At 63.0% G+C, this 24,279-nt stretch carries 23 protein-coding genes; 14 read left to right on the top strand and 9 right to left on the bottom strand.

Annotated features, from left to right (window positions below):
• Positions 1 to 20 precede the first annotated feature (20 nt).
• Positions 21 to 356 carry a glutaredoxin family protein gene (locus QC815_RS16100; protein ID WP_230447556.1) on the top strand — a complete coding sequence of 112 codons (336 nt, stop codon included), beginning with the start codon at positions 21 to 23 and terminating at the stop codon, positions 354 to 356.
• A gap of 18 nt (positions 357 to 374) precedes the next feature.
• Here QC815_RS16100 and QC815_RS16095 read toward each other — a convergent pair whose 3' ends face one another.
• Complete coding sequence (locus QC815_RS16095) at positions 375 to 656, bottom strand: hypothetical protein (protein WP_027335173.1); 282 nt, start codon at positions 654 to 656, stop codon at positions 375 to 377.
• An 84-nt stretch (positions 657 to 740) separates the two neighbouring features.
• Here QC815_RS16095 and pdxB point away from each other — a divergent pair, with 84 nt between their 5' ends.
• Positions 741 to 1,889, top strand: a complete 1,149-nt coding sequence (gene pdxB, locus QC815_RS16090) for a 4-phosphoerythronate dehydrogenase PdxB (RefSeq protein ID WP_310540914.1) — start codon at positions 741 to 743, stop codon at positions 1,887 to 1,889.
• A 92-nt stretch (positions 1,890 to 1,981) separates the two neighbouring features.
• Here the strand turns inward: pdxB and htpX are convergent, their stop codons facing one another.
• From htpX to ylqF, 3 genes are all read right to left on the bottom strand, one after another.
• Positions 1,982 to 2,887, bottom strand: a complete 906-nt coding sequence (htpX, locus tag QC815_RS16085; protein WP_230447558.1) for a protease HtpX — start codon at positions 2,885 to 2,887, stop codon at positions 1,982 to 1,984.
• A gap of 147 nt (positions 2,888 to 3,034) precedes the next feature.
• Positions 3,035 to 4,282, bottom strand: coding sequence for a pyridoxal phosphate-dependent aminotransferase (locus tag QC815_RS16080; RefSeq protein WP_310540911.1), 1,248 nt, complete (start codon positions 4,280 to 4,282; stop codon positions 3,035 to 3,037).
• A gap of 58 nt (positions 4,283 to 4,340) precedes the next feature.
• On the bottom strand, positions 4,341 to 5,294 hold the full coding sequence (gene ylqF / locus QC815_RS16075; RefSeq protein ID WP_230447560.1) for a ribosome biogenesis GTPase YlqF: 954 nt from the start codon (positions 5,292 to 5,294) through the stop codon (positions 4,341 to 4,343).
• A gap of 166 nt (positions 5,295 to 5,460) precedes the next feature.
• On the opposite strand from ylqF, the gene QC815_RS16070 reads away from it, so the two are divergent.
• Together QC815_RS16070 and QC815_RS16065 are read left to right on the top strand one after the other, a co-directional pair.
• Complete coding sequence (locus tag QC815_RS16070) at positions 5,461 to 5,922, top strand: YeeE/YedE family protein (protein WP_230447561.1); 462 nt, start codon at positions 5,461 to 5,463, stop codon at positions 5,920 to 5,922.
• Positions 5,919 to 6,338 (top strand): DUF6691 family protein, encoded by a 420-nt coding sequence (locus QC815_RS16065; RefSeq protein WP_230447562.1) that lies wholly within the window; start codon positions 5,919 to 5,921, stop codon positions 6,336 to 6,338. Before QC815_RS16070 ends, QC815_RS16065 begins: the two co-directional genes overlap by 4 nt.
• Before the next feature lie 12 nt (positions 6,339 to 6,350).
• Here the strand turns inward: QC815_RS16065 and dsbG are convergent, their stop codons facing one another.
• Together dsbG and QC815_RS16055 are read right to left on the bottom strand one after the other, a co-directional pair.
• Positions 6,351 to 7,172: a thiol:disulfide interchange protein DsbG gene (gene dsbG / locus QC815_RS16060; RefSeq protein WP_230447563.1), complete on the bottom strand. Its 822-nt coding sequence runs from the start codon at positions 7,170 to 7,172 to the stop codon at positions 6,351 to 6,353.
• 110 nt (positions 7,173 to 7,282) lie between these two features.
• The gene (locus tag QC815_RS16055; RefSeq protein ID WP_310540908.1) at positions 7,283 to 9,046 is read right to left on the bottom strand and encodes a sugar phosphorylase; all 1,764 of its coding nucleotides are present in this window, start codon (positions 9,044 to 9,046) and stop codon (positions 7,283 to 7,285) included.
• 143 nt (positions 9,047 to 9,189) lie between these two features.
• Here QC815_RS16055 and nrdR point away from each other — a divergent pair, with 143 nt between their 5' ends.
• From nrdR to QC815_RS16005, 10 genes are all read left to right on the top strand, one after another.
• A complete protein-coding gene (nrdR, locus tag QC815_RS16050; RefSeq protein ID WP_230447565.1) occupies positions 9,190 to 9,666 on the top strand; it encodes a transcriptional regulator NrdR in 477 nt (158 codons plus the stop codon).
• A complete protein-coding gene (gene ribD, locus QC815_RS16045) occupies positions 9,663 to 10,829 on the top strand; it encodes a bifunctional diaminohydroxyphosphoribosylaminopyrimidine deaminase/5-amino-6-(5-phosphoribosylamino)uracil reductase RibD (protein ID WP_340331307.1) in 1,167 nt (388 codons plus the stop codon). Before nrdR ends, ribD begins: the two co-directional genes overlap by 4 nt.
• Positions 10,830 to 10,872: 43 nt before the next feature.
• Complete coding sequence (ribBA, locus tag QC815_RS16040; protein WP_230447567.1) at positions 10,873 to 12,030, top strand: bifunctional 3,4-dihydroxy-2-butanone-4-phosphate synthase/GTP cyclohydrolase II; 1,158 nt, start codon at positions 10,873 to 10,875, stop codon at positions 12,028 to 12,030.
• A gap of 14 nt (positions 12,031 to 12,044) precedes the next feature.
• A complete protein-coding gene (gene ribH, locus QC815_RS16035; protein ID WP_230447568.1) occupies positions 12,045 to 12,536 on the top strand; it encodes a 6,7-dimethyl-8-ribityllumazine synthase in 492 nt (163 codons plus the stop codon).
• Positions 12,529 to 13,032, top strand: a complete 504-nt coding sequence (nusB, locus tag QC815_RS16030; RefSeq protein WP_230447569.1) for a transcription antitermination factor NusB — start codon at positions 12,529 to 12,531, stop codon at positions 13,030 to 13,032. Before ribH ends, nusB begins: the two co-directional genes overlap by 8 nt.
• A 59-nt stretch (positions 13,033 to 13,091) precedes the next feature.
• Positions 13,092 to 14,069: a thiamine-phosphate kinase gene (gene thiL / locus QC815_RS16025; protein ID WP_230447570.1), complete on the top strand. Its 978-nt coding sequence runs from the start codon at positions 13,092 to 13,094 to the stop codon at positions 14,067 to 14,069.
• A complete protein-coding gene (locus QC815_RS16020) occupies positions 14,066 to 14,539 on the top strand; it encodes a phosphatidylglycerophosphatase A family protein (protein WP_027335189.1) in 474 nt (157 codons plus the stop codon). Before thiL ends, QC815_RS16020 begins: the two co-directional genes overlap by 4 nt.
• A gap of 48 nt (positions 14,540 to 14,587) precedes the next feature.
• Entirely contained in the window at positions 14,588 to 15,844 is a 1,257-nt protein-coding gene (locus QC815_RS16015) for a DUF945 family protein (protein ID WP_230447571.1), read from the top strand.
• 91 nt (positions 15,845 to 15,935) lie between these two features.
• Complete coding sequence (lon, locus tag QC815_RS16010) at positions 15,936 to 18,380, top strand: endopeptidase La (RefSeq protein WP_310540900.1); 2,445 nt, start codon at positions 15,936 to 15,938, stop codon at positions 18,378 to 18,380.
• A gap of 217 nt (positions 18,381 to 18,597) precedes the next feature.
• Positions 18,598 to 20,763 carry a methyl-accepting chemotaxis protein gene (locus QC815_RS16005; protein WP_230447573.1) on the top strand — a complete coding sequence of 722 codons (2,166 nt, stop codon included), beginning with the start codon at positions 18,598 to 18,600 and terminating at the stop codon, positions 20,761 to 20,763.
• Between the two features lie 57 nt (positions 20,764 to 20,820).
• Here the strand turns inward: QC815_RS16005 and msrB are convergent, their stop codons facing one another.
• The 3 genes from msrB to QC815_RS15990 form a co-directional block, all read right to left on the bottom strand.
• Positions 20,821 to 21,219: a peptide-methionine (R)-S-oxide reductase MsrB gene (gene msrB, locus QC815_RS16000; RefSeq protein WP_230447574.1), complete on the bottom strand. Its 399-nt coding sequence runs from the start codon at positions 21,217 to 21,219 to the stop codon at positions 20,821 to 20,823.
• 114 nt (positions 21,220 to 21,333) lie between these two features.
• The gene (locus QC815_RS15995) at positions 21,334 to 22,920 is read right to left on the bottom strand and encodes a gamma-glutamyltransferase family protein (protein ID WP_310540897.1); all 1,587 of its coding nucleotides are present in this window, start codon (positions 22,918 to 22,920) and stop codon (positions 21,334 to 21,336) included.
• Between the two features lie 30 nt (positions 22,921 to 22,950).
• Complete coding sequence (locus QC815_RS15990) at positions 22,951 to 24,276, bottom strand: TRAP transporter large permease (RefSeq protein ID WP_310540896.1); 1,326 nt, start codon at positions 24,274 to 24,276, stop codon at positions 22,951 to 22,953.
• Between the last annotated feature and the right edge of the window lie 3 nt (positions 24,277 to 24,279).

The raw sequence follows: 24,279 nt of genomic DNA, 5'->3' as shown, positions 1-24,279 counted from the left end.
TTTTGACGGGTAGCGGCGAGATGATTCGGTTAACGCTTTATACCACCGAAGGCTGCCATCTATGCGCCGAACTCGAGGCGCGAGTGGCGGCGTTGACCTTAAGGCCGGTTGCCTGGCAGCGGGTCGAAGTGAGCGAGGATGAAACGCTGCTGGCGCGCTACGGCGAGCACATTCCCGTGCTGGCAGACGAGGCGGGACGAGAGCTTGCCGGCAGCATCGAGCTCGTTCATCTGAGCGACTGGCTGCGGGCGCGGGGCTGGCTGGATGAGGCGGCTCTGGAAGCGCTTACCGAAGCTGGCACTGTCTCGCCGCCGAAGGGGGTGCATCAGCGTCGCGGGCGGCGTTTTCTGGGGTGATGGGTTGGGTAATCGGCATCAGAAAGCGTCAAGCAGTGATAGCTGGCGCATGGCCTCCTGGCCTTCCGGGGTGTGGTCGGCCACGTCCAGCACCTTGCGAAAGCCTCGCGACGCCTGGATGGTGGCTTCGTCTTCCAGCCACATGTGGGCCTGGGCCAGGGTGTCGGCCAGCTGATGTTTCAGACCGCCAAACTGGGTGCCGATCTGCCCCCAGGCGCGGCTGAAAATCCAGTCGCCCAGCATGTCCTGGTGAATGTGCACCAGCACGTAGTCATGGTCGGTTTCCCAGCGTACGATCAAAACATTCTCCTTAACTACCTCTTGAACCTGCCTGCACCACAAGCCGTTGCGGGCACATTGTAAAGCTCGGATAAGCAAACGCCTATGAAACTTGTTGTCGACGCGAATATCCCCGCCGCCGAGGCGTGCTTTGGGGCCTTTGGCACGCTGACCCGGATGGCCGGGCGTGAGATAAGCGCCGCCGATGTGGCGGACGCCGATGCCTTGATCGTGCGCTCGATCACCCAGGTCGACCGGGCGCTGCTCGCCGGCAGTCAAGTGGGGTTTGTCGGCACCTGCACCATCGGCACTGACCACGTCGACCAGGCGTTTCTGGCCGAGCAGGGCATCGGTTTTGCCAGTGCGCCGGGCTGCAACGCCGAGGCCGTGGTGGATTATGTCTTGAGTAGCCTGCTGACGCTTGCCGAGCGCGAGGGTTGGTCACTCGCCGAGCGTACCGTGGGTATCGTGGGCGTTGGGAACGTGGGCAGCCGGCTGCTGGCGCGTTTGACCGGCCTTGGCCTGACGGTGCTGGCTTGCGACCCACCCAGGGCCGAGCGTGAGGGCGCCGAGGGATTCTTGGCGCTGGATGAGTTCATTGCCCGCTGCGACGTGCTGTGCCTGCATACTCCGCTGGTGACGTCAGGCCCCCACGCCACCCGGCATTTGCTGGATGCCCAGCGGGTCGACGAGCTGGCGTCGGGGTGTGTCCTGCTCAATGCCGGGCGCGGTGATTGTGTCGACGGCCTGGCGTTACGCAGCCGGCTGTCGGGCAAGGGGGATATCACTGCCGTGCTGGACGTCTGGGAGCAGGAGCCGGCGATTGATCCCAGTCTGCGCGACCTGGCGGCGCTGGCAACGCCGCATATCGCGGGCTACAGCTTGGATGGCAAATTGCGTGGCAGTTGGATGATCCATCAGGCCCTGGCACGCCATCTGGGCGCGTCGAGCAGTCTGGCGTTTAGCGATTTGCGCCCGCCGCCGGCCCTGGCAAGCCTCAGGCTTGAGCAGGCGCTGCCGGTGGATGAGGCGCTCAGGCTTTGCGCCCGGGCGGTCTACGATACACGCCGGGATCACGACAGCCTGCAGCGTGAGGTGTTGCGGTTGGGCATGGCGCGAGGGTTTGACCGCTGCCGCGCAGATTATCCGCTGCGCCGTGAGTTCGCGACGCTCGATGTCCAATTGGCCGGTGATGCAACGTCGCTTTATGCGCCGCTCAACGCGGCGGGATTTCAGGTTAGCCGCTTGCCATGATCCTGATCCCGTCTCTCAGGCACCTGCACAAAGGCTGAAAACAACGAGGCCCGCTACCAAGCGGGCCTCTGTGCATCATGAGCTATAAACCATCATTGGCGATAGGCGGCTTCTTTCAGCGCGCGTATGCGGTCGTCCAGCGGCGGGTGGCTGGCAAACAGCTGCTCGACCAGCGAGCGTGTCTGGCCCTTGGTGATGGCCATGGCGCGTAGCGTATCAGGCATCTGATCGGGCATTTCGGTTTCGGCCTTCAGGCGTGCCAGGGCGTTGACCATGGCGCCGGTGCCGGCAAGCCGTGCGCCCGCTTCGTCGGCGCGGTATTCGCGAAAGCGCGAGAACCAGGCGACAATGGCCGACGCCGCGATGCCAAAGATAATCTCGGCCACCATGACTACGGCAAAGTAGCCCATGAAGCCGAGGCCGCCTTCACCATCGCTGCGGCTCTTCAGGAAGCCGTCGATCAGGTGGGCGACGACGCGGGCAAAGAACATCACGAAGGTGTTCACCACGCCCTGGATCAGCGCCAGGGTGACCATGTCGCCGTTGGCTACGTGGCCGATTTCGTGGGCCAGCACGGCGCGTACTTCCTCGGGGCGCATGCGATTCAACAGGCCGGCGGATACCGCGACCAGGGCGTCGTCCTTGTTCCAGCCCGTGGCGAAGGCGTTGGACTGCTGGGCGGGAAAGATACCCACTTCCGGCGTCTTGATGCCGGCTTCCTGGGCAAGCTCGGCCACGGTGTCGAGCAGCCACTGCTCGGTGGAGTTGGACGGCTTTTCGATGATCACCGTGCCGGTACTGCGTTTAGCCATCCACTTCGAGATGAACAGCGAGATCATTGACCCGGCCATGCCGAAGATAAAGCAGAAGATCAGCAGGCTGGTGAAGTTGATGCCTTGGGCGTTGAGATAGCTCTCGACTCCGAGCAATCGTAGCGTCAGGCTGGCAACCAACAACACCGCAATGTTGGTGCCTAAAAACAGCAATATGCGCATCATGTGGCGGATTCTCCCTTGGGTGTAACCGTCTGGTGTTTGACTGCGTTGAGTAGGCCAGTCGCTGTTGTGTCGTACTGGTTTGTTTAGATACGTCCGCCACGTTCAGGTTTCAAGTGGACGTGGCGACGGTTTATCGGCGAGCCGGGATTACTGCCGGTAGCGCGCCAGAAAATTCGCGAAGCGATCCAGCGCATCACCCAGTTGATCGGCCCAGGGCAGGGTGACGATGCGTACGTGGTCGGGGTCGGGCCAGTTGAACGCCGTGCCCTGAACCAGCAGGATTTTTTCCTGGAGCAGCAGATCGAGCACCAGCTGCTGGTCATCCTTGATGTTGAACACCTTGGGGTCGAGACGCGGGAACGCATACAGCGCCCCCTTGGGCGTCACGCAGGAAACCCCGGGAATGGCGTTGAGCTTCTCCACGGTGATGTCGCGCTGCGCCAGCAGGCGACCGCCGGGCAGGATCAGGTCGTTGATCGACTGATAGCCGCCGAGCGCCGTCTGAATGGCGTGCTGGGCGGGCACGTTGGCGCACAGGCGCATCGAGGCCAGCATGGTCAGCCCCTGAATGAAATCGTGGGCGTGGAGCTTGGCCAGGGTGCCTGAAATGGTCATCCAGCCCGAGCGGAACCCGGCGCAGCGGTAGCTTTTCGACAGCCCGTTCATGGTGATGACCAGCTGGTCGTCGTCGGCCAGCGCGCCGGTGGCGGTGTGCTCGACGCCGTCGTAGAGAATCTTGTCGTAGATCTCGTCGGAGAACACCACCAGGTTGTGCTGCTTGGCGATGGCCAGCGCTTCGCGCACCACCTCGGGCGGATACACCGCGCCGGTGGGGTTGTTGGGGTTGATCAGCACGATAGCCCGGGTGCGGCTGGTGACCTTGGCGCGGATATCGTCCATGTCCGGCGCCCAGTCGGCCTGCTCATCGCACAGATAATGTACCCCGTGGCCGCCGGACAGGTGGGCGGCGGCGGTCCACAGCGGGTAATCGGGCGCCGGGATCAGCACTTCATCGCCGTCGTTGAGCAGCGCCTGCATGGCCATCACGATCAGCTCCGACACGCCGTTGCCGATGTAGATGTCCTCGATGCCGACGCCGGGTATCTCCTTGCGCTGGCATTCCTGCATGATTGCCTTGCGCGCCGAGTAAAGGCCTTTGGAATCGCAATAGCCCTGGGCGGTGGGCAGATTGCGCATCACGTCCTGGAGAATCTCCTCGGGGGCCTCAAAGCCAAACGGCGCGGGGTTGCCGATGTTGAGCTTGAGAATCCGCTGGCCTTCCTCTTCCAGACGTTTGGCGTGGTCGAGTACCGGGCCGCGAATGTCGTAACAGACGTTACTCAGCTTGTGCGATTTCTTGAGCGTGGGCGGTTCTTGTGATTGCGGGGTGTCCATGAGCCGTTATTTCCAAAAAGAGTCCAGTGGCCGGGCGGCATTGCCGGTCGATGCGTCATTATGCGTCGGAATGCGAGGCGCTGTCTTCGTCGTCGCGTGCAGGCGGCGGCGGAATATCGTCGGGGGTTTCCAGCGTCAGCCTGCCTAGCTTGCCGTCGCGCAGTTCGTGCAGCAAGACCTCCGCACCGCGGTGCAGGTCGACTTCGCCGCCGGGGCGCAGGCCGCCGCGCTTGCCGGCGATTTCCTTGAGGATCGCGTGGCCGTCAAAACCGGCAAGCGCCAGGAAATCAGGCCTTTGTGGGCCGTCGGCGTCGACCTCATCGGCGCTGGGCGGCGCGTAAGCGGGCAGCGCTTTGAGCTTGTAGCGGGCGGTCAGTGCGTCCGGATAGCGCTTGGCCAGTTCGGCGCTGGTGACGATGGCCACGTCGGTGTACTCGATGGCGGTATCACGGATCGCCCCGCTGGCGGCCAGCCGATAGGCGCTGGCCTGGTCTTCGATCTTGGGCCACAGCACCCCGGGGGTATCGACCAGCGCCACGCGACCGTCGATGCGCACTTTTTGCTGGCGCTTGGTCACTGCCGGCTCATTGCCTGTCTTGGCAATCTTGCGCCCGGCCAGGCCGTTGATCAGCGTCGACTTGCCCACGTTGGGAATGCCCATGACCATCACGCGAACGTCCCGGTCGGCGCGTACCGCGCCGGCCAGTTCGTGGCACAGCTTGGGGATTTTCTTGAGTTCGCGGAGATTGGTGGTGGTCACCGCCAGCGCGCGCATGTCGTCCTGGGCGTCGAAAAACGCCACCCACTCATTGGTGCGATCCGGGTCGGCCAGATCCGCCCGGGAGAGAATCTTGAGCACCGGCTTGTGGCGGGTCAGCTCGGCCAGCATGGGGTTGGCGCTCGAATACGGCAGGCGCGCATCGAGCACTTCGATGACCACGTCGATTTCCGGCAGCGCCTCCTGAATCTGGCGGCGGGCCTTGTTCATATGTCCGGGGAACCAGCCGAGCATGGGTTTCTCCTGCAGATAACAAATGCGCTGTATCTTAACAGAAGGTGGTCGATAAACGGTTGTTGACACGAGATCTCACCCGTTTATTCATTTGTGGTATAAATTTATAATTGAATAGGCTTGGCGTCGCCGCGACGCCATCGACATAGACATCCAGGAGGGCAGCATGGAATGGGCATCGAGCTTGCAGGGGCTTGTAGGCGGTATCTTGATCGGTATCTCGGCGGTATGGCTGATGGCAAGCCTCGGGCGCATCGCCGGGATCAGCGGTATTGTGGGTAACCTGATCGCTCAGCGACCCAAGGGCGATAGCGCCTGGCGAGTGGCGTTTCTCGTTGGCCTGGTCAGCGGGCCGTTGCTGTTGATGGGCCTTGGCAGTGAGTGGGGCAATGTGGTCAATCATCCTGGCGCGGTCGTCGGCCAGCCGCTGGGCGGCGTGCCGCTGATGTTGGTGGCTGGCCTGCTGGTCGGGCTGGGCACCGGGCTTGGCAGCGGCTGTACCAGCGGTCATGGGGTGTGCGGGCTGGCGCGTCTCTCACCGCGCTCGTTAGCGGCGACGGTTACCTTCCTGGTCGCTGCGCTGGTGACCGTTTACATTGTGCGTCACGTCCTGGGAGGTGGGGTATGAACAAACAGCCTCTGACCCTGTTGGCGAGCTACGTAGCCGGCCTGCTGTTCAGTCTGGGACTGGCGGTCTCGGGCATGACCGATCCGGCCCGGGTGGTCGGCTTCCTGGATGTCGCCGGCAACTGGGATCCGACACTGATGTTCGTGCTCGGCGGGGCGGTCATTACCACCTTCATCGGCTATCGCTTTGTGCTGAAACAGCCGGCCCCCATGCTGGCCGGGCGCTTTGCGTTGCCCAGCAGACGAGACCTGGACACTAAACTGCTTGGCGGGGCGGCTTTGTTCGGCGTGGGCTGGGGGCTCTCGGGCTACTGCCCGGGGCCGGCCATTGCGTCCCTGGGCGGCGCCTCGATACCGCTTCTGGCGATGCTGGCGACCATGGTGCTGGGCTGGCTGATCGCCAGGCGCATCGCCTGAAGGAGCTATCGCTTACTCGGGCGCCGGGCCGCCCATCATCGCTTCCAGGCGCTCGTCATCCGGCATGCCTTCGACGCGGTCCAGTCGGGTGACGCCCTCGTCGGTCTGGCGCTTGAAAGCGCTGGTCGGGGTGGCGTAGAGCCCCAGCCCTTCGAAGAGCTGGTTGTTGGCGTATACCTGCTCTTCGATGTCGCGGGGCTGGGCGCTGGCGCTGATCCGCTCGCCTTGCTTGTGGTCAGCCAGCGCGGCGCTGGGATCGTCCGCGCCGAGCAGCGCTGCGGCCTTGCCAGGGCTGTCGGCGGCCAGAATGCCGACCATGATATGGCGAAGCTGCACGTCACCCGCCTCGACCCAGGGCCTTGCCGCTTCCCAGAAGGCCTGGCAGTAGGGGCAGTTCGGGTCGGTAAAGGTATAGATCACCCGGGGCGCGTCGCGCTCGCCATCCTGAATCCAGTGGCTGTCTTCGAGCAGTTGCCAGGTCTGCGCCTCAAGCGGTGCACGGACGTGTTTATCCAGCGCCGCTTCTTCAAGCTGATTGTCGCCGTCCTTGTCGGTGAGCGAGCCGGTGATGGCGTGCTCGCCATCCGGCGTCAGGTACAGGGTGACTTCCTGGCCCTGGCGGCTGGCGCCAAAGCCGCGTAGCCCGCCGGGGGCGTCAAACTCGCCGTGAATCTCCAGCCCTTGATCCGCCAGCGCCTGGATCGGGGCGGGCAGTGAGTCCGCCAAGGCGCTCGGCGCCAGTAACAGACCCGCGACGGCGCTGCCCAGAACGGTCAGGCGGCGTGATGCCAAACGGGCAGGAGATAAGCGGGTCGGGGATACACAGTCGCGCATAACGCTCCTCGGTTTTTGCAGAGTCATCGGTGCAGAGTCAGGCGCGTAGACTAACGCGGGCGGCGTCTCCAGACATCCCTTTCTTGTCCCCGGCGGCTATGGTCATGTCTTCAGCCATGGCTGACCAGCCAGCGCACGGCGTAAGGTGGCAGCGAGGCCGTGGGCGGCTCCGGCGCCTGCTCGTCGAGGTCGTGCCAGGGGGCTGACGATAACGCCTGCTGAACGTCTGCGCCGAGCTGGTCGAACGCCAGCGGCAGTTCCGTGACGTTATACAGCGCCAGCAGGCGCCGGCCGTCGGCGAGGGGGCCGCGCTCAATGGCCAGCAGCGACGGGGGAGAAGGCACCACTCGCTGTGCCGCATTGGGATGAAAGCAGGCTTCATGACGCCGTCGCGCGAGCAAGCGACTGAGGGCGTTGAACACGTCGTGGGTGGGCGTGGCGGTGCTGTCGAGCAGCAGGTCGAGCTCGCGGCGCTGCCAGCGGCGACGGTTGATAGAGCGCAGTCGGCCGCTGCGTTCGACGCCTTCCACGTCGTTGAGCGTGCCGGTCAGGGTGTGGATGTACAGGGCAGGGATGCCCTGGAGGCTGAGCATGATCGCCTGGCTGCACAGGAAACGTGCGATTTGCCACGGGTCGGGCCCTTTGCGAGTACCCTGCATGGCTTCGAACCAGGTAATGTTGATCTCGTAGGGCGTGTCGCTGCCGTCGGGGTTGCTGCGCATGCTGACAAAGCCGCCGAAACGGTGCATCAGCTCGAGCAGGGCATCGCGTTCGTGGTCGGGCAGCAGGCCTTCCAGCGGCCGCACGCCGATGCCGTCGTGGCTGGCGGTGAAGTTGAGATAGGTACAGTGATCGGGCAGCGGCGGCAGGCTTGCCAGCCAGGCCTGCAGGGTGTCGGTTTCGCCGCGGGTGAGGGTGTGCAGCAGCAGCGGCGGCAGGGTGAACTGATAAATCATGTGGGCTTCGTCGGGCGGGCCATCGGTGCATCGGTCCAGCCCGAAGTAGCTGATGTTTTCGTGGTGCGGCACGTTGGTTTCGGTGACCAGCAGGGTGCCGGGCGCCGCTTGGTCGACGATGGCGCGCAGCAGGCGGACCACGGTGTGGGTTTCGGGAAGATGGATGCAGGCGGTGCCCAGGCGTTTCCACAGGAAGGCGACGGCATCCAGCCGCACGATGCGGGTGCCTTGTTGGAGGTAAAACAGCAGGATGCCGACAAATTCCAGCAGCACGTCGGGGTTTTCGAAGTTGAGGTCGAGCTGGTCCTCGGAAAACGTGGCCCACAGATAGCGGGTGCCCCGACGAGTGGAAATGGGCACCAGCAACGGGCTGCTGCGTGGGCGCACGACGCCTGAGACATCGGTATCCGGGTCGACGTCGATAAAGTAATCGCGGCCCGGCAGGCTGCCGCTCAGGTAGTCGACAAACCACAGCGATTCGCGGGAGACGTGGTTGAGCACCAGGTCCGCCATCAGATCGTAGTGGCGGGCGAGGGCTTGAATATGCGGCCAGTCACCGAGATCGGGGTTCACTTCACGGTAGTGGATCACCGAAAAACCATCGTCGCTGCTCCACGGGAAGAACGGCAGTACATGGACGCCGCTGATGAGGTCGCCGAGGCGCGTCTGCAGAAAATCATCGAGCACCGCGAGTGGCGGTGTCTGCTCGTCAATGATGGAGTCACCATAGGTGATCAGCCATTGATCCTTTTCGCACCATGAAGGTGCAAGCTCGGCTGTCTGTCGGGCCGTGGGCTGGCGCTGGGTGGCCGCGAAAAAGTGGTCAAGATGCTGATTGAGCCGACGCTGGATCTCGCCGGCGCGGGGGCCGTAGAGATGCTCCAGGTAGTCGTGAACGCGGGCGTCGAAGGCAGTCATAAGGATGTCCGGTAAACAGGCTTCCATAGACGGTGCAGCTTGTGTGCCAAAACGTTACAATAGCTGGCTAATAACGTTTTAACAGGTCATATTTTGCTTGCTCGTGCAGCGTTGACGCGCGGGCCGATAACAGGTTGAACGCCATGCATTGCCCTTTTTGTGGTGCTAACGATACTCGAGTAAGCGATTCGCGGCTGGTCGCCGATGGCGACCAGGTGCGCCGCCGCCGCCAGTGTGCAAGCTGCCAGGAGCGTTTTACCACCTACGAAACCGCCGAGCTGATCATGCCTCGCGTGGTCAAGTCCGACGGCTCGCGGGAAAGCTTCAACGAAACCAAGCTGCGGGCGGGCATGCTGCGGGCGCTGGAAAAGCGTCCGGTAAGCGCCGAAGCCATCGAGGCGGCCGTCGAGCGCATACGCCAGACACTGCGCGCCCGGGGCGATCGGGAAATCGACGCCCGCGATATCGGTGAGTCGGTGATGCAGGCGCTGAACAACCTGGATCAGGTGGCCTATATCCGCTTTGCCTCGGTATATCGCAAGTTTCAGCACCTGGACGAGTTTCGGGCTGAAATTGATCGTCTCTCCCAGGAACCCACGGACGGTGGGCCGTTGTCGTGAGCGTCGCGTCGTTTAGTACCCAGGATCACTGCAATATGGCCCAAGCGCTTGCGCTCGCTGCGCGCGGGCTGTACACCACCGATCCCAACCCCCGTGTGGGCTGTGTGATAGTGCGTGACGGTGAGGTGGTCGGCGAGGGCTTTCATCGCCGGGCGGGGGAGGCTCATGCGGAAATCCATGCGCTCGCCGCGGCGGGCGATCGCGCCCGGGGCGCCACCGTTTATGTCACGCTCGAACCCTGCTCGCATACCGGGCGCACGGGCCCTTGCGCCGAGGCCCTGCAAGCCGCCGGGGTGGCCCGGGTGGTGGTGGCGATGGTCGACCCCAACCCCCTGGTGGCGGGTCGCGGTATCCGCCTGCTGGAGGAGGCGGGTATCGAGGTGGCGGTAGGGTTGTTGGCCGACGATGCGCAAGCGCTCAATCCCGGGTTTATTGCCCGCATGGCCGCCGGGCGGCCCTTTGTGCGCCTGAAAATGGCGATGAGCCTCGATGGCCGCACCGCCATGGGTTCAGGCGAATCCCAGTGGATTACCGGTCCCGAGGCGCGCTGCCAGGTCCAGCGACTGCGTGCCCGGTCAAGCGCAATCCTTAGCGGTGTCGAATCGGTGATCATGGACGACTCGCGGCTGACCGTTCGCGCGGAGCAGTTGGGTCTGGACGACGCTGCCGCGATCGCCAGCCGCCAGCCGCTCAGGGTGATCGTCGACAGCCAGTTGCGGCTGCCGCTGGCGGCGGCCTGTTTGCGAGCGCCGGGGCGGACGCTGGTGATGACTACCAGCGACGACGTCGACAGGCGCGCACGGTTGACCGACGCCGGGGCCGAGGTTCAGACCCTGCCCGCTGACGCCCAGGGCCGCGTTGACCTGCCCTCGTTACTTGCCTGGCTGGCGCGCCACGAAGCGGTCAATGAGCTGCTGGTCGAGACCGGCGCGACCCTGGCCGGCGCAATGCTCAATGCCGCCTTGATCGATGAATTGCAGCTGTTCGTCGCGCCTACGCTGCTGGGCGGAGAGGCGCGGCCGCTGTTTGCACTGCCGGGGTTGACCCTGATGGCCGACCAGCAGCGCCTTGATATTCACGATATTCGCGCCGTGGGGCAGGACTGGCGGATTATCGCCTCGCCCCTGGTGACTGGCGCAAGGGACGATACCAAGGTACCCTGACGCGCGAAATCGCACCCAATGCGACAACCTTTTTGGAGATTCCATGGCGCACGCTTCCTCTGGGGAACTAGCCCCCATTGCCGAACTGGTCGACGATATTCGCCAGGGCAAGATGGTGATTCTCATGGACGATGAGGATCGCGAGAATGAAGGCGATATCATTATGGCCGCCGAAAAGGTACAGGCCGAACATATCAACTTCATGGCCCGGTTTGCGCGCGGCCTGATCTGTCTGCCGATGACGCGGGCACGCTGCGAGCAGCTGAGCTTGCCGCTGATGGTGCGCGACAACGGATCGGGGTTCGGCACCAAGTTCACCCTGTCCATTGAAGCCACCGAAGGCGTGACGACGGGCATTTCTGCCGCTGACCGGGCGCGTACCGTCCAGGCGGCGGTAGCCCCCCACGCCAAGCCGACGGACATCGTCCAGCCGGGGCATATCTTCCCGCTGATGGCCGAGCCCGGCGGTGTACTGCGTCGCGCGGGGCATACCGAGGCCGCCTGCGACCTGGCCGCCCTGGCAGGCTGTGACCCGAGCGGTGTCATCTGCGAAGTCATGAACGACGACGGCAGCATGGCGCGTCGCCCCGAGCTGGAAGCATTTGCGGCGACCCATGGCATCAAGATGGGCACCATCGCTGACCTGATCCACTACCGCATCGTCAACGAGCAGACCGTGGATCAGGTGGAAACCTCACCGATCATGACCGCCCAGGGCGAGCTCACCCTGCACGTGTTCCGCGATCGCATTCAGGGTGCCCATCACCTGGCGCTGGTCAAGGGCCAGCCCACGCCTGAAACACCGACCACGGTGCGGGTTCACCTGGCCGATACGCTGCGTGACGTGCTGGGGCTCACCAAGGACGAACAGGGTCGCTGGGACGCCCAGCGGGCGCTGGTGGAAATCGCGGCGGCGCCGGCCGGCGTACTGGTGCTGATCGACGACGGCCGCCCCCATCAGGATCTCAAGGATCAGCTGGATATCTTTCTGGAGCGCGTGCGTCAGCCGCGGACCAGCGATTCCGATGGGGCCGGCAACTATCTCACCATCGGCACGGGCTCGCAGATACTGCGCCACCTCGGCGTGGGGAAAATGCGGCTTCTCAGCTCGCCGTGGAAGTTCTCGGCGCTTTCCGGCTTCGACCTGGAAGTCGTCGAGCGGCTGGGGCCGAACGATACTTCCGATGAGCCAACTCTTTAAGCAGGAATACATTGATGCAATCCCTTTCTCAAGTTGAAGGCACCTACGTCGACGTCGACGGCCGCTATGTCATCGTGGTCGGGCGTTTCAACCACCATGTGGTGGACAGTCTGGTGGAAGGTGCCGTGGACAGCCTGGTGCGCCACGGCGTCGATATGGAGCATATCGACATTGTGCATGTGCCCGGCGCCTGGGAGCTGCCGCTGGCCGTCAAGCGCGTGCTTGGCGTGGTGAAGCCCGATGCCGTCATCGCCCTGGGCGCGGTGATTCGCGGTGGCACCCCGCATTTCGAGTATGTGGCAGGGGGGTGCAACACGGCTCTCAACCAGCTTCAGCTCGAGTTCGACACGCCGATTGCCAACGGCGTACTGACCGTTGAGTCCATCGAGCAGGCTATCGAGCGCGCCGGTACCAAAGCCGGCAACAAGGGCACGGAAGCGGCGATGGCCGCGATGGAAATGGTCTCGTTGCTCCGCGCGATTACCTCAGGTGAAACCCATGAGTGAGCGTCGTGAGCGCAAGCCTTCCGCTGCCCAGCAGGGCCGGCAAGCGGCGCGCGAACTGGCGGTGCAAGGGCTTTACCAGTGGCACATGACCGGCAAGTCGATCAGCGCCATTGAAGCCGAATTCCGCAGTCACGTGCCCGATGACGACATGGAAGACTTCGAGAACTGGGCCAAGGTCATGGAGATTGCCGACAAGGCGCTGTTCCATGAGCTGTTACACAACACGGCCCGCTTCCGTGCCGAGCTGGACCGGGAAATATCGCCGCTGCTCGACCGCCGTCTGGAAGACCTGGACGCCGTTGAGTTGGCCATCCTGCGCCTGGGGGCATACGAGCTTTCCCGGCGTATGGAAGTACCCTATCGCGTCGTCATCAACGAAGGCGTGGAGCTGGCCAAGTCATTTGGTGCCACCGACGGCCATAAATACGTGAACGGTATTCTCGACAAGTTGGCGATTCGCTTGCGGAGTGCCGAGGTCAGTGCGCGTCGTCGCTAACCGACCCTCGGGATCGGGTGATTTCGCGCTCGTGCTGACGCTGCGTTCAAGGGGCCTTTGTGCTTGCCGAATTTGATGTGATTCGACGTTATTTTACGTTGCCGTCCGACGATGCCTGCCGGCAGGGTGTGGCATTGGGCGTCGGCGACGATGCGGCCTTGCTTGCCCCGCAGGCGGGGCAGCAACTGGTGGTCAGCGTGGATACCTCGGTGGCCGACGTCCACTTCCCAAGCGATGCGCCCGCTGACGCCATCGGCCACCGTGCGCTGGCCGTGGCGCTGAGCGATCTGGCGGCGATGGGCGCCCGATCGCGCTGGTGCGTGATGGCGTTGACGCTGGATCAGGCCTGGTTTGCCGATGATCAGGCGGCGCATGCCTGGCTTGCCGACTATGCGCAGGGTTTCAGCGCGCTGGCGAAGCAGCACGCCACCGCGCTGGTCGGCGGTGACGTGACCGCAGGCGGGCTTTCGATTGGCGTGACGGTCATGGGCGAAGTGCCGGTTGGTGAGGCGCTGACCCGACGTGGCGCCCGGCCCGGCGATATCATTGCCGTGACCGGCGCGTTGGGCGGCGGCGCTGGCGGTCTGACGCTCTGGCAGCAGGGCAAGCGTGATCGGAAACATCCCCTGCTGGCCCGCTACCTATGGCCGACGCCGCGCCTGGCCGCCGGCGAAGCGCTTCGCGAGTGGGCAACCTCGGCAATCGATATCTCCGACGGCCTGCTCGCCGATCTGGGGCATCTGCGCGACGCCTCCGGCGTCGGGGCGTCGCTTAATATGGAGGCTCTGCCGCTGAGCGAGGGCCTGGCAGACGCCATGGGCCAGGATGCCGCGCGTCAGGCGGCATTGACCGGGGGCGACGACTATGAACTACTGGTGACGCTGCCCGTCGCGCACGTCGAGCCGGCACGCCAGCGGCTTGCGGCGCTAGGGGTGGCCCTCACCGTGATCGGCGAGTGCAGCGATACCCCGGGCGTGCATGGACTTCCCGTTCAGCGCTATCAAGGCTGGCAGCATTTCAAGGGAGAAACGCCATGAATCGTGCCCCCGCGAGCGTCTGGCGCCGGCCCACGCATTTTTTTGCGTTCGGATTGGGTAGTGGTGCCGTTCCCTGGGCGCCGGGCACGTTCGGCACCCTGGCGGCGATCCCCTTTTATTGGTTAATGGCCGATTTATCACTAGGCTGGTACCTGAGTATCGTGTTCGTTGCCTTCGTCATTGGCGTCTGGCTGTGCGATAGAACGTCCCATGATCTCGGGGTGCATGACCACTCGGGGATTGTCTGGGACGAATTTGTAGGGTACTGGATTACCATGGCGGCGGTGCCGTTTTCATGGGAATCCGCGCTATGGGGGTTTGTGGTGTTCCGTATCTTCGACGTGTTCAAACCCTGGCCCATTCGCTGGGCGGATCGGCGGGTAGCCGGCGGGTTCGGGATCATGATCGATGATGTGATGGCAGGGATTTACGCCTGGAGCACCATGCACCTGTGGTTTTGGCTGCACTGATCGTTCAAAAACGCCGCTCGTTGGCGCGTTTGGCTCAAGGGAGATGCCGTGCGCAAGGAACGTCTGATTGTCCCTGCCCTGGCCGTCATTGCCGTGCTGTGGATGGCCGCGCAACTGCTTTCCAGCGTGCTGTTCGAACGCAGTCTGCGCCAGGCGCTGGACGATCTGGCTGCGCGCGGGGAGTGGCGCGTCACGCGTACCGAGAATCAGCAGGGGTGGCTGAGTTCCCATGGGCGGCTGATTCTATCGCCGTTGCTGGGGCGCCCCTGGCGGCTTGAGCTTGACTATACCGCCCGCCACGGCATCCTGAGCACCGACGTGGAAGGCACCGTGCTGCCGCGCCTCGATACGGCGTTGCAGCAGGCGCTGGGGGAGGTGTCGGCACCCTCGGTGCCGCGCTGGGAAGGGCGTTACCACACCCTGAGCGGACGCAGCGATCTGCGCCTGGCGTTGGCGCCTTTCACTATCCAGCAGAGTGGCAGAGAGCTGAGCGTGCGCGGTGGACGGCTGCACCTGGAAGGCGTTTACGGCGACTGGCGGGTGCGCGCGATGATGGATCAACTGACGCTTACCGACGATCCGGCCGAGCTCCGGGTTGGCCCTGCCATGCTGGAAAGCCGCTACACTTACACCGAAGACGCCTATCACTTCACCCAGCATGACTTCCTGCATATCGACAGCCTGGCATTGTCGTACCCCACCTTCGATATCCTGGCGGCGCCGCTCGACCTCAATAGCCGCATGATGCTTGACGAAGACGAGCTACGCATCAAAGGCGAGCTGCGCGTGGGCGAGGTCATGGTGCCTTCCGAAACGCCTGACACGCCGCTTTTGCAAAACGGCAGCATGGTCATGGAGCTTTCCCGAATCAATGCGGATGCGGTGCGCGACACCATCCGCCAGCTGCGTCAGGAGGCCGCCTGGGGGGATGCCCGCTTGCCCATGGCGGAAGGCACCTTGACACGACTCGAGCCGGAATTGCGCCAGCTGTTGAGCGATTCGCCGCGCCTGGATGTCTTCACCGTCACCGTGGACAGTCCGCTGTTGGGTATCCGTCTGGACGCTGACGGCGCGCTGTTTTTCGATAATCGCCGGTTGGACGAGCTGCAGGTCATGGAGTTGGGCGAGCCCGAGGAGCAGGCTCGCTGGCGGGAACGGATCGACGGTGACTTCACCTGGCACGATGCGCCCACCGTCGCCGCCCTTTGGTTGGGGCTGCCGCTGGGCACCCGCGAGCTGCAGTTCGACGTGGTTCGCGGCCAGTGGCGGGTCAACGGCCGTCCCATGCCCTCGCTATGGCCCTGATCGCCAGCGGTTGAAGTTTGTCCGATGCGCCCGCATTTCCATCACAAAGCCGAGCGGCAATCGCCTCCGGCAGGTGCTGATTGGAGGGTGCATGAGCGACCAGGAATTCGACCGAGACGACCACTTTGACGTGCAGGATGACAACGCCCCGGCCTCGCAGGACGAGGGCGATCAATTCCGTTCTGACGGCGAGCGGGATAACTCGCTGGTATCCGCCAGCGATATGCTTCCCGAGCGTATCTACCTGCTGCCTATTCATAACCGGCCTTTCTTTCCCGCCCAGGTGCAGCCGTTGGTGATCAACCGCGAGCGCTGGGAAGAAACCATGCGTCGCGTGGGCAACACGCCGCACCACACCGTGGGCGTGGCGTTTGTCGGCGAGCAAGGCGTGGACTCGCTGGACAGCGATGGCTTTCCGTCCATCGGCACGGCGGTCAAGGTTCACAAGATGAAGGGCGAGGATCATCAGATCCAGTTCATCGCCCATGGCGTACAGCGTTTCAAGATCCAGCGCTGGCTGTCCACCACGCCGCCTTACCTGGTGGAGGTCAGCTACCCCAAAGAGCCGGTAGATGCCGAAAACGAAGAGACTCGCGCCTATGCGATGGCGATCATTAATGGGATCAAGGAACTGTTGCCCATTAATCCGCTGTACGGCGAAGAGCTCAAGCACTATCTCAATCGCTTCAGCCCCCATCAGCCGGGGCCGCTGACCGACTTTGCCGCAGCGATTACCTCGGCCAAGGGGCCGGAACTTCAGGACGTGTTGTCGACCCTGGACGTCGCCGAGCGGATGCAGAAAGTGCTGCCGCTGTTGCGCAAGGAAATCGACGTTGCCCAGCTGCAAAGCGAAATCAGTGAACAGGTCAATGCGCAGATGCAGGACCGGCAGCGCGAGTTCTTCCTGCGCGAGCAGCTGAAGGTGATTCAGCGCGAGCTGGGCATCTCCAAGGACGACCGCGAAAACGACGTGGATACCTTCCGCGCCCGGCTGGAATCGCTGGTGGTGCCCGAGCGCGTCCAGTCGCGCATCGACGACGAGCTGGACAAGCTGAGCGTGCTGGAAACCGGCTCGCCGGAGTACGGTACCACCCGTAACTACCTGGACTGGCTGACCTCGCTGCCCTGGGGCGTGACCAGCCAGGATCAATTGGATCTGCCCCATGCCCGGGAGGTGCTGGATCGCGACCACGACGGCCTAAATGACGTCAAGGAGCGGATCGTCGAATTCCTCGCGGAAGGCTCGTTCAAGGGCGACGTGGGCGGCTCGATCCTGCTGCTGGTCGGTCCACCCGGGGTGGGCAAGACCTCCGTCGGCCGCTCGATCGCCGAAGCGCTGGGCCGCCAGTTCTACCGCTTCTCCGTGGGCGGCATGCGCGACGAAGCCGAGATCAAGGGGCACCGCCGCACCTACGTGGGAGCCATGCCGGGCAAGCTGGTTCAGGCCTTCAAGGAAGTGGAAGTCGAAAACCCGGTGATCATGCTGGATGAGATCGACAAGCTCGGTCAGTCCTTCCAGGGTGACCCGGCCTCGGCGCTGCTCGAAGTGCTCGACCCGGAACAGAACGTCGACTTCCTCGACCATTACCTGGATGTCCGTATGGACCTCTCCAAGGTGCTGTTTGTGTGTACGGCCAACACGCTGGATTCCATACCGAGTGCGCTGTTGGACCGGATGGAGCAAATCCGCCTCTCAGGCTACATCGCCGAGGAGAAACTGGCGATTGCCAAGCACCACCTGTGGCCCAAGCTGCTGAAGCGCGACAATCTGCCCAAGAAGCGCATTCAACTCAGCGATGCGGCGCTCAAGCAGGTGATCGAGGGTTACGCCCGGGAAGCCGGGGTGCGTCAGCTGGAAAAGCAGCTGCACCGCATCGTGCGCAAGGCCGCGGTCAAGCTGCTGGAAGACGATATCGAAACGGTCAAGGTATCGGTGAAGAACCTCGAGGAATTCCTGGGGGCGCCGACCTTCCGCAAGGAAAAGGTTCTGAAAGGCGAGGGCGTGGTCACCGGCCTGGCCTGGACCGCCATGGGTGGGGCCACCCTGCCGATCGAGGCGGGCAAGGTGCACTCGCTGGATCGCGGCTTCAAGCTTACCGGCAAACTGGGCGATGTGATGCAAGAGTCCGCCAACATTGCCTACAGCTATACGCTTGGCCATCTGCAGGAGTACGGCGCGGACAGTGACTTCTTCGATTCCGCGTTCGTTCACCTTCACGTGCCCGAAGGGGCGACGCCCAAGGACGGCCCTTCGGCCGGGGTAAGCATGACCACGGCGTTGCTGTCCCTGGCCAGGCACCAGGCCATTGACCGGCCGCTGGCCATGACCGGCGAGCTGACGTTGACCGGTCAGGTATTGCCGGTGGGCGGCATTCGTGAAAAAGTCATCGCCGCCCGCCGCAGCGATATCTTCGAAGTCATTCTGCCCGCGGCCAACCGGCGCGATTACGATGAGCTGCCCGACTACCTGAAAGAAGGCATGACGGTGCATTTCGCCGACCGCTACCGCGATGTCGCCAAGGTGGTATTTAAATAGTCGAACAAGCCAGCGATGTCATGTGAGTCGTCATACGGCCATCGATACTTAGCGTTAAAGCCATATGCTTAGCCTTTAACGTTAAGCCGGGTATAACCTTAAAGCGCTATCTATCTGATAGCGCTTTTTTCTTTGTAAATCACTATTTAGTTTTTTCGTTGCAGGCCGATAGGTATAAAAAGTTTTAAGAAAAAACATATCTTCCTCAAGGATCGCTATGCGCAATAATCAACCCGTGACCCAGCAAGAGTACCCGTTGACCGATGAGACTGTGCTCATCTCGCGTTCGGATTTGAAAGGCAACGTCACCTACGCCAACCCCAGCTTTGTGGAGGTCAGTGGCTACTCGCGGGACGAGCTGATTGGCGCACCGCATAATCTGATTCGTCATCCCGACATGCCGGAAGCGGCCTATGCCAACCTGTGGAAAACCCTAAAGGAAGGCACGACCTGGCAAGGGCTGGTGAAAAACCGGCGTAAAAACGGCGATCACTACTGGGTTCACGCCACCCTGGCACCGCTACGCGATGGCGATCGCATCGTCGGCTATACGTCGGTGCGCCGCAAGGCCAACCCCAAGGCAGTGGCCAAGGCGGAAAAAATCTACGCCGAGATGCGCAAGACGGGTAAGTCACGACGCTACACCCTGGTACGCGGCGCGCTGCGTCGCAAGGGGCTTACCGGCACCATCTCGCGCTTCAGATTTACCAGCCTGCGTGCCAAGTTGATCGGCATGGTGCTGGCATCCGTGGTGCTGATTGGCATCGCCGGCGGACTGGGTATCTACGGATTGATGGTCTCCGGGGATCGCCTGGATACCCTGAGCCGATCGGGACTGGATGACGTCGCGAGCCTTCAGGCCATCGAGCAGGCCGCCGGGCAGGTGGTCGGTGAGCTGGATCCCGCCGTGCTCAATCCGCGCGCCGTGGACGCCGAAGAGTTGGCCGCGTCGGTCGAGACCAAGCTGGAAAGAATCGAGGCGCGCTGGGGCGAATACCGCGCCGATGAAGACCCCGACGGTCAGGCGCTGCAGTCCTTTGGTACGGCGCTTGGCAACTGGAGCGACGGGGTCGATCAGGCAGTGACCGCTCTAGTCGAGAAGGAAAGCTACGCCGCCTTTGTCGCCTTCAACGATATTGTCAAGCCTGGCATGGAAACGTTGCAATCCGAGGTCAGCCAGCTGGTTGAAAGTGAACGGTCACTTGCTGCCGAGATGCTGGCGGAGGCGGATCAGGGTCGCCAGCAGATGATGATTGCCCAGCTGGTGCTGATGGCGCTTGGCGCGGCGATCATGATCGGCTTGAGCGTGCTGATCCTCAAATCGGTATTGCGCAGCCTCGCCGGCGCGCGCTACGTGACCTTCCAGATTGCCGCCGGTAACCTGGCCGCCCGGGAGCGTCGCCAAACCGGCGATGAGCTGGGCGAGCTGCTTTACTCGCTGGACACCATGCGCTTCAGCCTGTCCGGTATCGTTGGCGACGTGGAAAACCGTGTCTCGGTGGTGACCCCGGCCATTCAGCAGATTGCCGCCGAAAACGAGGAGCTGGCCTCGCGCACCGAGCAGCAGGCGTCTTCGCTTCAGGAGACGGCCTCCAGCATGGAAGAGATGACCTCGACCGTACAGCAGAACACCGACAACGCCCGTCAGGCGAGCGAGTTGGCGGTTCAGAATGCGAAGAGCACCCAGGAAACTGGCGATCAGATGCAGCAGTTGGTGGAACGCATGCAGCGGATCGCCCAGAGCGCTGAAAAAATGACCGAAATGATCAGCGTGATCGACGGCATTGCGTTTCAGACCAACATTCTTGCTCTGAATGCCTCGGTTGAGGCAGCACGGGCAGGCGAACACGGCCGTGGATTCGCGGTGGTGGCCAGCGAGGTGCGCAATTTGGCCGGCCGCAGCGCCGAGGCGGCTCAGGAAATTCGTCGCATGATCGATAGCACGACGGAAGAGGTCACCGGCGGCCGCAGCGCGGTTGAAATGGCCGAGAAGGCGATTGATTCGGTGATGCGTCAGGCCAGCAAGGTGAGCGAGCTGATGGAGTCGATCAGCACCGCGTCCAGCGAGCAGAGCAGCGGCATCGGTCAGATCAACTCGGCGATTGCCGAGATGGACGACGTGACCCAGCAAAATGCCACCAAGGTGCAGTCGATCGCGGCGTCGGCGGATAACCTGTCTATGGAAGCGTTCGAATTGGCTAACGTGGTGGATGCGTTCCGCCTGGAAGGGGCTCAGGAAGAGAGCATCAAAATAGCTCGCGCCCATCTGGAAAGGATGAATCAAGCGACCGCAAAAACGGCCAAGTCACTACCCAATCACTCTTCCACTTCAAAAGGTCGCGAAGTGGAAGGTGACACAGCTGATCAGTGGGATGAGTTTTAACGCTGGGATGCGCCCCGGCCATTGCGCCCGCTACTTGGCGGGCGCAATGAATAGCGTTCACTCGTCCGGGTGAAACTCCAGTGCCACCGAGTTGATGCAGTAACGCAAGCCGGTGCTCTGGGGAGGGCCGTCAGGAAAGACGTGACCCAGGTGGGCATCGCAGTGGGAGCACACCACCTCGGTGCGCACCATGCCATGGGAGCCGTCCTGGTGTTCCTCGACGCAATGACTGCCCAGCGGGCGGTCAAAGCTGGGCCAGCCGCATCCGGCGTCAAACTTGTGCTCGTTCTCGAACAAGGGGGCATGGCAGCACACGCAGTGGTAGATGCCTTGCTTGTCGCTGACCTGATAATCACCGGTGAACGGTCGTTCGGTGCCTTTTTCGCGAGTCACGCGGTATTGCTCCGGGGTGAGCTGTTCTTGCCACTGATCCGGGGATTTCTCGATTTTTGCCATGGGGGTCTCCTCTCCCGCTGAAATCTCGCTGGCTGATTCCATCACTGCCAATGACAGTGATGGTCTGCCTGAGTTCAGGATGCGCAATATTGAGCAAAATCGCCAGCCTTGCCGTTATACGCTTGCCGCGCCGCCGTTGCTCCGGGGGTCATGAGCGCTTTCAATCAGCCCGTCAGGGTGATGCACGATGCCCCCTGCATGGCCCATGGAATCGCTGAACGGCTCATCGAGGACTTCCACATCGTGGCCTGCGGTCTTCAGCGCCGCTACCAGCTCGTCATCGAAGCGATCTTCGAGCTTGAGGTTCATGCTGGACTCGCCCCAGGTGCGGCCCAACAGCCAGCGCGGCGCGCTGACCGCCTGCTGCAGCGGCATGTGATGAAACGCGTAGCGCGAGAACACAGCGGCCTGGGTCTGCGGCTGCCCCTCGCCGCCCATGGTGCCGTAGACCATGGTGCGCCCATCGCGGAACCGGGCCAGCGCCGGATTGAGCGTATGGAATGGTTTGCGTCCCGGGGCGAGTCCACGCAGCGCCTCGGGGTCGAGGGAGAAGCTGATACCACGGTTTTGCCACAGCACGCCGCTTTCCGGCAGCACCACGCCGCTGCCGAATTCCCAGTAGATGCTTTGGATAAAGCTGACCGCCCGGCCCTGGTTATCCACCGTGCCCATCCAGATGGTATCGCCTTTTTCGGCCTGATGGGGCCAGGGCAGCGCCTGGGAAGCGTCGATTTGCGCAGCCTCGGCGTCAATTCGTTCGTCGCTGAGCAACGCCTGGAGCGAGCCGGGGACACGCGCCGGGTCAGTCACGTACTGGTCGCGCAGCATGAAGGCGCGCTTGGTGGCCTCGATCACCCCGTGCAGATGACCAAACCCATTGGGCTCGGCGGCTTTCAGGCGTTCGTAAATGGCAATGATCATCAGCGACGCCATGCCCTGGGTGGGGGCCGGCAGGTTGTAGACACTGGCATCGGCCAGGCTGACTTCGAGCGGCGTGACGCGCTGGGCGCGGTAAGCGTTAAAGTCGCTCAACCGCAGCGGACTGCCCAGGGCTTCGAGGTCGCTGGCCATGCTGGCGGCCAGCGCGCCGCGATAGAAATCATCCAGCCCGGCGGTGGCCAACTGATTCAGCGTCGCGGCCAGACGTGGTTGGCGCAGGCGTTCGCCTTCGCGTGGGGCCTTGCCGTTCACCAGCAGCGCCTCGCTGAAGCCGGGGCTTTGCGATAGCCGTTCAAGGTGCTTGGCGGTCAGGGTTTCCTGGCTCTTGGTTACCGCCACGCCGTTTTGGGCATGGCCGATGGCATCGGCGAGCAGGGTGGGCAACGGCATGGCCGGCCCCCAGTCGGCGGCGACGGACAGCGCTTCCTGCCAACCGCTGACCGTGCCGCCCATGGTGAGAGCGGCCTTGGGGCCGCGCTCGGGAATCTGCGTTTCGCCGGCATAGAAATCCGCGTTGGCCAGACCCGCGGCGGGGCCGCAGGCGTCGATGGCCACCGGTGCCTTGCCGGGCTCGTGGATTAACCAGAAACCATCGCCGCCCAGGGCATTCATGTGCGGGTAAGCCACGGCAATGGTCGCGGCAGCGGCGACCATGGCCTCGACGGCGTTACCACCTTGCTTGAGGATGTCGCGTCCGGCGCTGGCGGCGAGGTGGTGCGGTGCGACACAGCTGCCGCCGTAGCTACGTTGGGTATGAAGCATGATGGATCCTTTTATTATTGAGCCCGTTGACTACCAGCCAATGGCGTCGGGTAGCCAGGTGGCAATGCCGGGAAATAGTACCACCATGGCAATGGCAATAAACTGCAAGGCGATAAACGGTAACACGCCGAGGTAAATGTCCAGCGTTGTCACCCCTTTGGGAGCGACGCCTTTCAGGAAAAACAGCGACCAGCCAAAGGGCGGCGTCAAGAACGAGGTCTGCAGCACCAGGCCGACGAGGATGCCGAGCCATACCAGGTCGACGCCTAGCTGAATGAAAAACGGCAAAAATAGCGGCAGGGCAATATAGCTGATCTCGATCCATTCGAGGAAAAAGCCGAGAATGAACATCAGCAGCAACATGAACAGCAGGGCGCCTATCTCGCCGCCGGGTACCCACTCGAACAGGCGAGCCACCAGGTGCTCACCGCCCAGTCCACGAAACGCCAGACCAAACACCTGCGCGCTGATCAGGATGAAAAACACCATCGCGGAAATGATCAGGGTGGCCTTGGCGACCTCATTGAGTAAGTGAAGGGTAAGCCGCCCGGAGCAGGCGACAAATACCAGGGCGCCCAGCGCCCCCATGGCCGCCGCCTCGGTAGGTGCAGCAATGCCGCCGATGATCGAGCCGAGCACAGCCACGACGAGCCCCACCGGCGGGCCCACGACCACGATGACCTTGCGCAGCAGCTGTGACTTGCTCAGCTGCGCGCGTTCCTCGGCTGGGATGGGCGGCATCAAATGCGGTTTCCAGGCCGCCAGAGCGAGAATTGCCATCATGTACACCGCCGCCAGGGTCAGCCCTGGGAGCATGGCAGCGGCAAACATGGTGCCCACCGACTCACCGAGGATTTCCGCCAGCAGAATAAGCACCAGGCTGGGCGGAATAATCTGCCCCAGGGTGCCGGAGGCGCAGATCATGCCGCAGGCGAGCGCTTTGGGGTAGCCACGACGTAGCAGGGTGGGCAGCGTGAGCAGTCCAAGCGTGACAATGGTGGCACCGACGATGCCCGTGGCCGCCCCGAGCAGCACGCCGACGAAGATGATCGCCACGCCCATACCACCCGAAACACTGCCGAAAAGGTGGCCGACCACGTCGATCAACTCATCGGCGAGCTTGGATTTTTCGAGCATCACGCCCATGAAGACGAACAGCGGAATCGCCATGAAGGTGTAGTTGGTCACCACGCCATAGATACGCGACGGCAGCAGGTTGAAGAGCATCGGGCCAAAGCCGATGAAGCCAAACACGAACGCGGTCGTCGCGATGCTGATCGCCACCGGTATGCCAATCAGCAGCATGACGAAAAAGGCCCCGATCATGCCGATCGCGAGCCATTCATTTAAAGACATAGG

Source organism: Vreelandella gomseomensis (assembly GCF_031451645.1).
GTDB classification, from domain to species: Bacteria; Pseudomonadota; Gammaproteobacteria; order Pseudomonadales; family Halomonadaceae; genus Vreelandella; species Vreelandella gomseomensis.
Note: the sequence above shows the minus strand (reverse complement) of the source record. Positions and strands in the feature narration are given on the sequence as shown.